This is a genomic window from Candidatus Brocadia sinica JPN1 (assembly GCF_000949635.1).
In the GTDB taxonomy this organism is placed as follows: Bacteria; Planctomycetota; Brocadiia; order Brocadiales; family Brocadiaceae; genus Brocadia; species Brocadia sinica.
Genome location: NZ_BAFN01000001.1, coordinates 611,680 through 625,991 on the forward strand (window position 1 = coordinate 611,680; position 14,312 = coordinate 625,991).

The following is a 14,312-nucleotide window of genomic DNA, read 5'->3' on the forward strand; positions in this document are numbered from 1 at the left end:
TAAGGGAAGTCTTAGGATACTCAACGTGCGTGGCGATGCTCAAGAAAAGGCTATCTCGAGGATACAGATAGCCTTTCATATGTTCCCTCAACTCCAGTGTGTTTCTTCTGATGATCATTTACGATAGTTTCTTCTAAGCCACTTTTACCCCGACACACACCTTTATCGCAGCATTTAATTCCTTCAATAAATCTTCAAGATTGACCGGGTTAATCTGCACTGCTTGCCCTAAGCTGATTGTTCTGGCAAGGGTGTTTCTGAGGATGGGGTTTTTTAGTTGTTTGAATCCAAACCCTACCAATATCTCCAGTGTTTGCGGATACTGCTTGATGAGTTGATAGACGTTTGTGTTTGCAGTTGCGATTTTGATTTGCTCTGAGGGTTCTTCTTCTGTGTCGAGTTGCATAGTTTTCCATGCATTTATACCAAAGAAAAACATGGCTGCGTATTCAAGAAAGCCACTCATTCCCATAACAGGATAAAGTTGCGGATAGAGATGAGTGGCAATCGGCTGGGCAGCTACCCTGAATACACATCCAATATTTATAAACACGAAAGTTGCGTTGAGTAGTTTCGGACTGCACAATTTTACCCCTTTGCTCAAGGGAATCATCTTGGAGGCGCATCCCAGGATCATCATGCTGATAAATCCGACAAAAATTGCGTGCCGGTATGCGCCAAACAGGGCATGAGAAACTCGTTCTCCCGAAAGAGTTTCATAAACCGTAAAAGTCAGGAGCGCACCTTCAGAAACAAATAACCACACGAGTGCGGCTCTGATATATTTTCTAAATCCAGTCGGTAAATTAACAGGATTTTTAACCGTTTTTCTTCTGTTGAATAAATTCAGATTATAAATAAATAAAAATACTCCAAACGTCTCCAGGACGCCTGCAATACAAAAAACCGCGGCAAAAAAACCATGGAGATTGCTGGTATATTCCTTGTAAAACTCCGAGATTGTCCGTAATGCGATTGAAATATTCAGGATATACAACACATAGCCGCTGATTTTTTGGTTGGGCTCCTGTATGCCCAGAAAAATCGGCAAAGTCTTGGTAAAGATTCCGATAATAACCATGCAGGCAAATCCCACGATCTGGATATGACGAATAGGGTTCTTAAAGACATCCGGGATGTCTGTATTTCCCACAACATTAAAATGGAAGTAAAGAGCGACAAAAGCAATGGCCTGGATGATGAACCAGAGATAACTGGACAGGAGAAACCCTTCGTAAATTTCGAACTTTTGTTTTTCCGAGGAAAAATACGTCCTGCAAATAACGTAGATGAAAACGGCTATCGATGCGGCTTGAAGCGCACACCCAATCAACGCGGGTATCTTTAAGAAAAAGAGACCCGAATAGTATGAAGTTGTCTTAAAGACGAAAGAGAGAAAAATGCCGGCTACCATCAAAAAAAAAGATTTGTAAGCCAGCGGCGTGCTGTAAAGCAGGGCGTTCCAAAATTTGGGTAAGGCAAAATATGAAATACCCATGATGAATAAACCGACCCACCCGTACACCTGCGTGTCGCCGTGTGTTTCGGTAAGTATCCAGGATACGGAAGTCAAGGAATTTTTAAATGCCATGAAGGCCAATAGCGATGCCCCATAGAGACATCCGGTTGAAAGCACAATGATAATGGCTGTTTTTACGAAGAGTTCGTAAACGTGTTCGGTTTGCGGTCTTGTAATTGCGACGTCGCTAGCTGAATCAACTTGCCCATCGATAAGTTTCTGAAGATCATCAATTAGTTTGGCAGGACTGATATTATGCATTTTGGCGAAAAAGGAAAGGGGTTTGTCGGGGAGGATATTACCACCACACATAATGCCGTAAGTCTCAAAGATTCGGCGGGTTACAGGGAATTTTTCAACAATATCTTTGACGGTATTTTCTGGCCGTATCCTTTCCATAGATGTGGTTCCTTACGTTGATATCGTAAAACGGTCCACGCTGCGCGCAACGACATCCCTGAAAACATCTTGTAATTTATTCAGCACATCGTGATAATAATATGAAACAATTACTAAAATGTAATATATCAGACATGTAAAGTAGTGTCAATGACTTTCTAGAAACAGGCATTTGCACTAAATGAGTTATTTGATACTGAATGGTAAATACTATAGTTTTCTGTTCTTGATAAATCCAAATTTCGGATTTCGTGCTTCGGGTTTAGCGGTTTTTCATGAACAAAAACTCACAAATATTAAAAAAGGTTTTTATAAGGTAATACTCTAAGAGAATTTGTGTAAAAATCATGTCCATTTTCACCCTTTCCCCTCATCGACTCCTGCTCATTGGGTTTCTTTCTATTATCACAATAGGCTCTCTTCTCCTGACGCTGCCTGTGGCTTCTGCATCTGGCGGTTCACAATCGTTCATTGATGCCTTGTTTGCGGCCACATCAGCCATCTCTACCACGGGATTGACTGTGGTAGACGTGGGTAGTTTTTATTCCCTTTTTGGTCAGATCGTTATTCTCACGCTAATCCAGATCGGGGGATTAGGATACATGATTTTTATTGTTTTGGTCATGTCGGGACTTGGCATACGGCCATCGTTGAGTGGGAAATTAATCCTGCAGGAAGCATTGACTGGTCCACCGTATGAGGAAGTCGTCCGGTTTAGCAAAATGGTCATCAGTATAACTTTTGCGTTCGAGTTTTTGGGAGCCGTGGTTTTAAGTCTCTTTTGGATGAAGGAATTTTCCGTAAAACACGCCATCTATTTGGGGGTGTTTCATTCCGTCTCCGCCTTTTGTACTGCGGGTTTTAGTTTGTTTTCCGACAACCTCTGTGCATATCGTGACAGCGTTATTGTAAACATCACAATAGGTGTCCTTTGCATTGGAGGTAGTATCGGGTTTATTGTAATTTATGATATCTATTATGCGATCTTTGGGAAACCAAAGGAAGATGAGCCACCAAAGAGACTTTTGGTCCATACCAAACTTGTGTTGGTCATGCTTCCGACTCTCCTGATTACCGGGGTATTCTTAATATTCGTTTCAGAATGGTCTACGCCATTCCCATCATTTAAAGACAGATTTTTAGTCTCGATATTTCACACAATATCAGCTTCAACCACAACCGGTTTTAATACCGTAGCTACGGGAACGATGAAAACCATGGGGTTAACCACGATGATTCTGTTGATGTATATCGGCGCTTCTCCCGGTGGCACTGGTGGTGGAGTGAAGACAACTACCTTTGGATTATTGATTTCATCGATTATCTCTGTCGTGTCCATGCATGACGAATTGATAATGTTTGGCAGGCATATATCCAGCAAAACAAAGGACAGGTCGTTTGTCATCTGCGCCATTGCCGTTTTACTGATCATACTGGATGTTTTAATCCTGTCTGTAACAGAAAATGCGTCTTTTATGGAAATAGTATTTGAAGCCGTATCCGCATTTGGAACGGTAGGACTTTCAACGGGCATCACGCCTTCATTGAGTATAACGGGTAAGATGGTTCTTTCTGCCACCATGTTAATTGGGAGGGTGGGTCCACTTGCCTTAGGGTATTCCATCAGGGGCAAGCGCAGGCCGGTTCCGATTAAATATCCGGAAGGTGTAATGTTGGTTGGATAATAAAAAATATCAGCCTTTTTATTTTGCTTAGTTTAGGCTATTGTGTTATTTTTAGAAACAGAAACTTTTTGTAGTATCTTCAAAAGATAATTTTGACATTTTTAGCAAAAAATATGAATAAAATTAACCCTGACAGGGTTGACTCACGAATTTCATGCTTCGGATTTTTATCTTTTTCAACTCGTTCGGGTTGGGTACTACTCCTGAGGACTTGAGGTATGAGACAGTTTGCTGTAATTGGATTGGGAAGATTTGGCCGCAAGATAGCTGAGACATTAGCGAAAAAAGGCGCTCCTGTCATTGCGATTGACAGCAATCAGGAATTGGTGGAAAAAGTAAGCGATTTTGTCACAAAGTCCATTCAGATGGACAGCACTGATGAGAAGGCGCTGTTGGCTGGAGGTATCAAAGATGTAGATGTGGCAGTGGTAAGCATGGGTGAGGATATTGAGTCGAGTGTCCTTACAACGGCGCTTCTGAAAAATCTGGATATTAAAGAAATTGTTGCAAGGGCATGCACGCCGCTCCACGCACAAATATTAAAGATGGTGGGCGCTACCCGCGTCGTATTTCCTGAAGAAGATATGGGCATTCGGGTAGCCAACAGCATCCTTTCGCCTGGCGTCCTGGAATATATTGAATTGGGCGCCGATTATACCCTTGCAGAGATTGAGGCAAAGAGCGAAAGTATCGGGCATTCAATCAGTGAGCTGGACTTGAGGACAAAATACGGGATCAATGTCCTGATTGTTAAAAGAAAGATTTATGAAGCGGGAGAAAACAGAGAAGAACCAATAGAAAAAGAAGTTAAGGTTTTGCCTACCTCCGATTATAAGATTCAGGAAGGGGACATCCTTGTCGTTGTCGGTAGCAGTGAGGACATCGAATCTTTTGAGAAACACATGAAGTAGCCTGGCTCTTTTGTAAAAAGTCGGGCGACTTTATTGCACAGGTAAAAATAAAAAATCAAAATTCAGATTTTCATTTTCATTAAGCGGATTTCCGGGTAATATGAAAAACGAAATCCCCCTTAAACCAGGGGGACTCAGGGGGATTGTAAAATACCCTGATAAAAAGAAGACCATGAGAAAAACACAACCATTCTATCCCCTTTGGCAGGGGGACTAACGAGAATGCGAAAGAGAGAATATTTTACTACATGCGGAGCATCGCTTTAACAAATCAAAAGGGGGGAGTGGCAAAGACAACGACCACTGTTAATCTCGGCGCCTGCCTTGCGCAGATGGGCAAAAGGGTGCTTTTAGTTGATCTGGATCCCCAGGGAAATCTCAGTTCATGGTTAGGACTTGATATCCACAGCCTCGAACGGTCTATGTACAATGTGTTTTTGGAAGAGGTCTATTTTGAAGAAATTCTGACGAAGACATGCGTTGAAAATATGACCCTGGCGCCCGCCAATGTGGCGCTGGCAGGTGTTGAACGGATTCTTGCCCATGAAAAAGGCAGAGACCTCATTCTGCGGAAACGTCTGTCGTCAGTTGCAGGCAAATATGATTATATCATGTTGGATTGTCCGCCCTCGCTGGGACTGATTACCATTAATGCATTAACCTTTGTCAAAGAGGTCTTCATTCCGTTAGAAACGAAGGTACTGGCCCTAAATGGTCTGGTAACCTTGATGAATACCGTACAGGTGGTTAAAGAAAGACTGAATCACAACCTGGAGGTAACTGGTATCATTGCCTGTCGGTTTGATGGTCGGACAAATCTCAGTAACGAGGTGTACAATCAGATTAAAGAACGTTTTACCGAGAAGGTTTTTCATTCCATTATCAGAGAAAATACCCGCCTTGCAGAATGTCCTATCTCCGGAAAACCGATTACCCTGTACGCACCGGATAGTCCGGGCGCCATAGACTACACGAATTTAGCGAAAGAAGTATTGGAAAGAGAGAAAACTACCGTTGATCGGTGAGGTGCAATCTTGCAGCATTGGCAGACGCCTTACTTAGCAGAGGCCCCAATCTATGCTATGAGCTTTTTTCTCATGCTGTGAAAATCGAGGAGTCTAATTTGTCCAATGGTAAATCATGGGAAGACCATAGTGTTTTGGTCTGCACTCATATTTATTTTTTCCGTGTCATTCCGGATTTCTGTGGGAATTGCCAAAGAAAGAATCACGCCGCCATCCAGGACTCATGCCAGTGAAAATACCGTCATCATAATTCGAAGCCAGCGAATTGCGGCTTATAACGAGGCAATTAAGGGTTTCGAGGAAGGCTGTAAAGGGAAAAATATCTCCATAAAGGCAATCTATGATTTAAAAGGGGATATTGAAGAATGTAAAAGGGTTATTCAAACTATCAAAAGCGAAGAACTCAAACCCCGACTTATCTTCGCTGTGGGTGTACTGGCAGCAACCCTCGCAAAAGAGCAATTTACCGATATCCCCATGATATTTTGCATGGTTATTAATCATGAGCGCTTTAATTTAGAGGGGGCTAACGTCACCGGTATTTCTTCAGAGGCATCGTTAGAAGATCAGTTTGCCATTCTCAAAGAGATCCTTGGCACACAGAAGAACGTGGGGGTTATTTATGACCCAACAAAAACCGGGAAAATTATCTCAGAAGCGACTGCCGTGGCGGAGAGATTTGAATTCAATCTTATCAAAACAGAGGTCTTGTCCGAAAAAGAGGTTGCAGCTGCATTAAAAAATAGTATCAAGGGAATTGATGCATTGTGGATAGTGCCTGACGGCACGGTAGTTACAAAAGATTCACTCGATGCGATCTTCAAAAAAACCCTGAAAAATCGTCTGCCGACTTTTTGTACTTCAAGCGCAATTGTTAAGGCAGGCGCCCTGATTTCTATTTCTCCGGATTACCGATACACGGGTCTGCAGGCTGCCCAACTGGCACAAACGTTGTTAAATGCCCCGACGACAACCTCATTAGGTGTTAAACAACCAGATAAATTAACATTAACCTTAAATACCCAAACGGCTGAGATAATTGGGATAAATCTGTCATCGATTAAATCCCGTGATGATATAGTCTTGTATCCATGAATACCTATTAATTTTGAAATCATATGATTGGTATCCGTACAAAACTTATCCTTTTTATGAGTTCGCTGGTAATCATTATTGGCACATTCAGTTGCCTGTTCTTTTTAATTCATGCAAAAAGGCAACAGGAGGAGGCGTTAAAAAGTTTTGGTACCTCCCTTGTGATGCTGCTCGCCCAGGATATCGAAGTCAAACATGCCCTGAGTTACTCACAACATGCATTCCTTGATACCCCTGTCAAAAGGATAAAGGCGCTCGACAGGGAAGGAGAAATTGCTTATTTGCGCATATCAGGCATCCACTCGGTCTTGTCCGAGGAGAAGGCGCCTTGGCTTGACATCGAAATGAAAGAAATTCCCGCCGGAAAAGGTTCTCAAAATCTGGGCATACTACTTACCGATTGCATACTTGCCTCTTCACGGGAGGCATTTTATGATTTTTCTGTGCCTGTTCTCGAAACGGCTTTTTCAGAGGAGGTATTTGCCGCACAGGTGTTGGAAATAATCCCCGTAAAAACAAGGCAATATACCCTGGGTTTTGTGCAAATTGGCTTATCTCCGGATAAATTAAACAAAAGGATTCATAAGATCCTCTGGCGAAGCGTTATCCCGATGGGTTTAATCATAATTTTAGGCGGGATATCTATTACCATTTTTCTCACAAAATACATTGTTTTGCCATTGCAGCAAATGGCGGGTATTACGCTTGACATTGCCAGGGGTGATCTTACGCGTACGGTAAAAGTCTATTCAAAAGATGAGATTGGACAATTGTCCATGAATTTTAACCACATGACCCATTCGCTGAAGATATCGTATGATGAGCTAAAGCAGGAAATTGCAGAGCGAAAGAGGACCGAGGCGTTATTAAAGTATCGGGCCAGAATAGAGGAGCTCTTAGCAACCATATCAACATACTTTATCAACCTGGCGCCAGACGAGGTGGATATCGGGATAAACCGTGCGTTGAAAATGATCGGGGAATTCGCTGGTGTTGACCGCAGTTATGTCTTTCTGTACTCGGATGGTGAAGAGAAGATGGACAATTCGCATGAGTGGTGCGCGGAGGGAATTCAACCACAAAAGGAAAACCTGAAAGGAGTTCCTGTTCATCATTTTCCGTGGGGGATGGAGAAACTAAGGCAGTTTGAAACTATTCATATCCCCAGGGTGAGCGAGCTGTCCGATTGTGCAAACGCCGAAAGAGAACTGCTACAATCACAAGATATTCAGTCTTTAGTAATCGTTCCCATGATTTATGGCGGGTCAACTGTTGGACTTCTGGGGTTTGATTCTGTCCGGCGGGAAACAGCATGGACGAGCGAAGATATCACTATGCTGAAAATGGTGGCGGAAATATTTGTTAATGCGTTAGAACACAAACGAATGGAAGAAATGTTGCGAAAAGCAAACAGTGAATTAGAAATGCGCGTTCTTGAACGGACTGTCGAACTTTCAAATGCCAATGAACTTCTCAAAGAGGAGATTGCTGAACATAAAAAGGCGAAGGATGAATTAAGGAAATATGAAATACTCATTTCTGAAATAAGTGATTTGCCGTATATTTGTGATGCAAGCGGAAACGTATTATTTGTAAATCGCACCTTTAAAAAACTTACCGGTCACAAACCTGAAGAATTTATCGGAAAGCCATTCGCACCTCTTTTCGACGAAGAGAATCTGAAAAAAGCAATGGATTTCTATGCAAGGACATTGAATGGAGAAAGTTTGGAATTTGAGCTTCTTTTCAAAGATACTGGTATATTATGTGAATATAAGAATCTTCCTTTGAGAGATGAGAATGGAAATATAATTGGAGTTATTGGTATTGCCAGAGATATCACCGAGCGTCAAAGAATGATTAATGCCTTGCGTCAGGCAAAAGTTTATGCTGAAAATCTTATTGAGACCGCCAATGTAATGGTTGTAGGGCTGGATGTGATGGGGAATATTCAGATATTTAACAAGGCCGCCGAAGAAATTACGGGTTATAAAAAAGTCGAGGTTCGTGGTAAAAATTGGTTTGAAATAATTGGTCCCAGGGATAAACATCCCCATGTGTGGCTGGATTTTACCAAATGGCAGTCAGGTGGTCAGTTGATCAAGGCCTTTGAAAACCACATTTTTACGAAATCCGGTAGAAAGAGATACATTTCATGGCAGAACAGTGAGGTGCGGGAGCAAGGAAAAGTTACGGGAACGATCTCCTTTGGGATCGATATTACCGAGCAAAAGCGAACGAAGGAATTGGTGGAGCGAATGCGTCTGACGGCGTTTGTCAGGGACGTAGGGATTGCCCTTACCGAGGGTAATACCCTGCATGAAATTCTTCGCCATTGCGCAGAGGCCATAGTCAATAATCTCGATGCGGCGTTCGCTCGCATCTGGACACTGAACGAGGAAGAAAACGTGCTGGAATTGCAGGCCAGCGCCGGGATGTACACTCATAGAAATGGTTCCCATAGCAGAATTCCTGTTGGCAAATTCAAGGTCGGACTTATTGCCCGGGAGCGCAAACCTCATTTGACAAACTCCGTTATCGACGATCCATATATCAGCGACAAGAACTGGGTAAAACGGGAAGGAATGGTTGCCTTTGCCGGATATCCCCTGGTTGTACAGGATCGTCTGGTAGGAGTTGTTGCGATGTTTTCCCGCAAATCGTTTAGCGAATTCATCTTCAGGGCTTTAGCCTCTGCATCTGACATAATTGCGCTTGGTATCGCACGGAAGCAAGGGGAGGAAACACTCCGTATGAGTGAAAGGAAGTATAGAATACTGCTTGAAAATCTTCCCCAAAAAATATTTTATAAGGATAAAAATTCAATTTATGTATCCTGTAACGAAAACTATGCCAGGGATTTAAATATCCAACCGGATGAAATTGTTGGCAAGACGGACTATGATTTTTTTCATAAAAATTTAGCTGAAAAGTACATTGCAGATGATAGAAGGATTATGAGGTCAGGACAAACGGAGGATATGGAAGAAAAATACACAAAGGAGGGACGTGAATTGATTGTACATACGGTTAAAACTCCAATAAGAGATGAAAGGGGCGAAATAATAGGCATATTAGGTGTTTTCTGGGATGTTACCGAAAAGGTGGCATTGCAGATGGAGGCTATACGCTCCCGACATCTGGTATCGTTGGGTGAACTGGCGGCAGGTGTGGCTCATGAGATCAACAACCCCATAACGGGTATCATCAACTGTGCCCAGATACTGGTCAACAAAAGTCATAAAGGGAGCAGAGAAAATGACGTTGCTCATCGAATTGTAAAAGAAGGGTACCGCATAGCCAATATAGTAAAGAGTCTTCTCTATTTTGCCAGGCCAACTGACAGGAAAGAGCAAAGGAGCGCTGTTCACGTACGTGAAATATTGTCTGATACGCTCGTTCTGATAGAGGCACAATTAAGAAAGGATAGTATTAAATTAACTCTGAATATTCCCGAAGAACTAACCAGGATAATAGTATACCCTCAGCAGATTCAGCAGGTCTTTTTAAATATCATAAGTAACGCGCGGTATGCCTTGAATTGTAAATATCCAGGAAAACATGACAGAAAAATCCTTGAGATTCGAGCTGAAGAAGTAACCATGAAGAATTGTCCCTCCGTAAAGGTTGCCTTTTATGATCAGGGCACCGGTATACCTGCCAATATCTTAGATAAGGTAATGAATCCATTCTTTACCACGAAACCCCGGGGGAAGGGAACCGGGCTAGGTTTGAGCATCAGCCACGGCGTCATCAGTGATCATGGTGGTCAGCTTCTGATTGATTCGGTCGAAGGGGAGTTTACCGAAGCAGCAGTCATTCTACCGGCAGTGTCAGAACATTGATAGTGTGAATACCCCATTTAAAAAAGATCTTAATAAAATAAGCCCCCCCCCTGCCTGATGTTTTTTTTGAAAAAACCAAAGTGTTGCCAAAACTCCAGAACTCCAGTGCACTTTTGCCAGTCTATCCGGTCCTCCCGGCATGATTCTTGCTCTCATAAAGATAAGGGGAATTTGGGTATTTCTAAGGTGAGATGCTTCACTTCGTTTGGCATGACAGTGAATGTCCTGTCGTGTGAAAATGAATCTAAGTTGTTATGGTAAGGAGGAAAGGCTGATGGCAAGAATTCTTGTAATCGACGATGAAGAGAATATCAGATTTACCTTTGAAAGCTTCCTTTCAGACGAGGGGCATGAGGTGACAACTGCCGGGGACTATGACGAGGCATTGACAATACTTGATAAATCTGATTTTGATTTGATATTTGCAGACATTGTTTTGGGCGATAAAAGTGGTATAGACATCCTGAAATATATTAAGAAAAAAAATCTCACCTGTCCGGTGGTCGTGATTACAGGCGCCCCCGACATTGAGACTGCTTCGGATGCACTTCGGCTCGGCGCCTTCGACTACATTCCTAAGCCTGTACTACAAAATACCTTATTGCGTATTACAAAAGTGGCATTACAACATAAAGCACTGGCAGATGAAAAGGAGAAATATCGAACGAACCTTGAGGCGATATTCAGGAGTGTAAAAGATGCAATTATTACCGTCGATAAGGATTTGTTCGTAGTCGAATTAAATGAAGCAGCCAAAAACATTTGTAACTTATCTCGTGATTCTATTGGGAAATCGCTGAGTTTGCTTCAGAGACATTGTGATGAGAAGTGTCTCGATTCCCTTAAAGAAACCATCAAGACAAAGCAACCCATTGAAATTTGTAATCTCGAATGTAAACACAACTCTCATCCACAGCAGGTTGTAAGCATCGCTAGCTATCCGCTTTTGGATAATAAAGGCATCTTTTCCGGGGCGGTACTAGTGGTAAAAGACGATACGCATCTTGTTGATCTGGAAAGAGATATGAGAGAACGCCGGAAATTCTACAATATTATAGGAAAAAGTGAGAAGATGCAGGCAATTTACTCTTTGATAGAAGACCTTGCTGATGTGCAGACTACAGTGCTGGTAACGGGAGAAAGCGGGACAGGTAAAGAGCTGATAGCCGAGGCGCTTCATTACACCGGAGAACGCAGCCACAAACCTCTGGTCAAAGTAAACTGCTCGGCTTTATCGGAGAATTTACTTGAAAGCGAACTCTTTGGCCATGTTAAGGGCGCCTTTACTGGCGCTGCTCAGAATAGGGCTGGCAGATTTCAGAAGGCAGATGGTGGAACCATATTTTTGGATGAAATTGGTGACATATCTCCCAGGATACAACTTCAGTTATTAAGAGTGTTACAGGAAAAAGAATTTGAGCGTGTTGGTGACTCTAATCCCATCAAAGTGGATGTCAGAGTCGTTGCCGCTACGAACCAGAATCTTCGGGAAAAAGTGAAGTGCGGCGAATTTCGGGAAGATCTGTATTACCGGCTTAAAGTAGTGGAAATGAATCTGCCGCCATTAAGGGAGAGGCTGGAAGATATACCGCAGCTTGTAAATCATTTTTTAAAAAAGTTCAATAAAAAGTTAGACAAGGATATTGTAGCAATATCTGCTGATGTCCAAAAAATATTTATGAATTATTCATGGCCAGGTAATATCCGGGAACTGGAACATACCATGGAGCATGCATTTATCCTCTGCCATCACAACATTATTACGGTAGACCATCTACCACTTGCTTTTAAAGACGTAATGGGAACTAAATCTTTTTTGTCAAAAGATTTAAGGCCTGATGAATCAAATATTATCCTTCGAGCGCTTGAACAATCTGCATGGAATAAAGCCAGGGCTGCAAGACTGTTGGGCATGAGTAGGCGTACTATTTATCGAAAAATGAAAGAGTACAACATAGGGTTACAAGATAAATGATACGATAACTTCTTGTAGTATCTTCTCTCCTTTTTTACAGCATCTTTCCTGTTTTATTATGTGCCATGACACACTTGTGTGACGTCACACAAGTGTGTCATGGCACACTTTTTAAATGGTTCGAATGAATTCAGAACCTCCCTATCGTTATTTTTTTTATTCCCCTCATCGTTAAAATCCCAATACTATTGCGTTAATCGGCCATTGGCTGTTACATCAGTTAACTCTATTACAGCTTCCCCATACATGGGGAGGCAGGAGGGGAAACTCCTTACCATTGAAATAGTTGCAAAACTTTTCAACTGCCTTCTCGCAAAGGTAGTAAAATTATTCCCGCAGTCTTTGGCATGCATTTTGATTATATAGGATGATAGGACAGATTTTATAAATAACTTTTTGATAAAGAGGGAGGGTAAAGGATGTCCATTTTTTTTACTTTTTTGATAATCAGCATCTTAATTTCTGTAGCAGCTGTTGTACTCCTCTAAGACTTGCAAAATAAAAAATTATGATGGTGTTCGTTGTTGCTGCAAAACGGCCACATTCGTACAAATGTGTACAATGGATTGAGCAAAGGTTGTTTCCTTTGCACAGTAAAATGGCTGGCATATTTTAATTTTTCAACTCAAAACTGAAGTAAAGACACCGGAAACGCGTTAATTTTACTATTGGGATGGAGGGTTGCTGAAGTGGAAATGTCAAAGATTGTTTATAAATTGATGGAAAATGAGCTGATGAGATTGTTATTTTCCGGAGTAACCGACCTTACCTACATTTATGATACAGAGGGAAATGTTTTGTTTGTCAATAAAGTATTTGAAAAATTTACTGGTCAGAGACCAGAGGAATTTTACGGAAAGCCATTCGCAACCCTTTTTGACGAAGATAACTTAAAAAAAGCGATGGATGCCTACGCGAGTACTTTAAAAGGTGAGAGTCCGCAGTATGAACTCTATTTTAAGAATACAAAGATATTATGTGAGTATAGAAATTTTCCGTTGAGGGATGAGAAAGGGAAGCTTATTGGAGTTATGGGGATAGCCAGGGATATTACGGCTCGTAAACAGGCTGAAGAAGGCTTGCGTGTGCTGAACGAATCTTTAGAAAAAAGAATGCTTGAGCATTCATCAAGGCTTATGGAGTTGAATGAAGAATTAATGGGAGAAATTGATGCCCGGAAACGACAGGAGAGTGAATCGAAACAAAGTATTGTGAAACTACAAAAGTCTTTAAGAGGTATTATTCAGACTTTGGCGCTAACAGTTGAGTCGAGGGATCCTTATTCAGCCGGACATCAGAAACGGGTAGCCCACCTGGCTTGTTGTATAGCGGAAGAAATGGGTCTTTCAAAAGACAGGATTGCTGGGGTTCGTTTGGCTGCATTGCTTCATGATATCGGGAAAATATCTGTACCTGATGAAATTCTCAATAAGCCCGGCCAGCTTACTGATGCTGAATTGAGCGTAATCAGGGACCATGCACAGGTAGGTTATGACTTATTGAAGGAAATAGAATTTCCATGGTCGGTTGCCCAAATCGTGCTTCAACACCATGAAAGGATTAACGGCTCCGGGTATCCTTTTGGCCTGCCAGGGAAAGATATCCTCCCAGAAACAAAAATTCTCAGTGTCGCCGACGTAATTGATGCTATGACTTCTCCCCGGCCTTACAGGCAGTCCTTTTCTTTAGATAAGGCATTAAACGAAATTTCACACAACAGAGGTATACTCTATGATTTCAACGTGGTATATGCTTGTTTGGCTATTTTCAACGAAAAAGGATTTAAGTTTGAGCGACAGGGTCATTCAAATTCAAAGGAAAAGGAAATTGAAGTCTTGTTATTAAAGGCTTGATGAAT

8 protein-coding genes are annotated in these 14,312 nt (G+C 41.9%); 7 read left to right on the forward strand and 1 reads right to left on the reverse strand.

From position 1 onward, the window contains the following. Positions 1 to 133: 133 nt before the first annotated feature. Positions 134 to 1,918 carry a DUF1858 domain-containing protein gene (locus tag BROSI_RS02805; RefSeq protein ID WP_052562185.1) on the reverse strand — a complete coding sequence of 595 codons (1,785 nt, stop codon included), beginning with the start codon at positions 1,916 to 1,918 and terminating at the stop codon, positions 134 to 136. Between the two features lie 347 nt (positions 1,919 to 2,265). On the opposite strand from BROSI_RS02805, the gene BROSI_RS02810 reads away from it, so the two are divergent. The 7 genes from BROSI_RS02810 (at position 2,266) to BROSI_RS02840 (ending at position 14,307) form a co-directional block, all read left to right on the forward strand. Next, positions 2,266 to 3,603, forward strand: a complete 1,338-nt coding sequence (locus BROSI_RS02810) for a TrkH family potassium uptake protein (protein WP_052562187.1) — start codon at positions 2,266 to 2,268, stop codon at positions 3,601 to 3,603. Between the two features lie 218 nt (positions 3,604 to 3,821). Continuing rightward, positions 3,822 to 4,514, forward strand: coding sequence for a potassium channel family protein (locus tag BROSI_RS02815; protein WP_052562189.1), 693 nt, complete (start codon positions 3,822 to 3,824; stop codon positions 4,512 to 4,514). Between the two features lie 248 nt (positions 4,515 to 4,762). Beyond that, on the forward strand, positions 4,763 to 5,539 hold the full coding sequence (locus BROSI_RS02820) for a ParA family protein (protein ID WP_052562191.1): 777 nt from the start codon (positions 4,763 to 4,765) through the stop codon (positions 5,537 to 5,539). Positions 5,540 to 5,644: 105 nt separating this feature from the next. Next, positions 5,645 to 6,634, forward strand: a complete 990-nt coding sequence (locus tag BROSI_RS02825) for an ABC transporter substrate-binding protein (protein WP_052562193.1) — start codon at positions 5,645 to 5,647, stop codon at positions 6,632 to 6,634. 23 nt (positions 6,635 to 6,657) lie between these two features. Then, positions 6,658 to 10,479, forward strand: coding sequence for a PAS domain S-box protein (locus tag BROSI_RS02830; protein WP_052562195.1), 3,822 nt, complete (start codon positions 6,658 to 6,660; stop codon positions 10,477 to 10,479). A 271-nt stretch (positions 10,480 to 10,750) separates the two neighbouring features. Further along, a complete protein-coding gene (locus BROSI_RS02835) occupies positions 10,751 to 12,454 on the forward strand; it encodes a sigma-54 dependent transcriptional regulator (protein WP_102046813.1) in 1,704 nt (567 codons plus the stop codon). A 695-nt stretch (positions 12,455 to 13,149) separates the two neighbouring features. Continuing rightward, positions 13,150 to 14,307 carry an HD domain-containing phosphohydrolase gene (locus BROSI_RS02840; RefSeq protein WP_052562199.1) on the forward strand — a complete coding sequence of 386 codons (1,158 nt, stop codon included), beginning with the start codon at positions 13,150 to 13,152 and terminating at the stop codon, positions 14,305 to 14,307. The last annotated feature ends 5 nt before the right edge of the window (positions 14,308 to 14,312 follow it).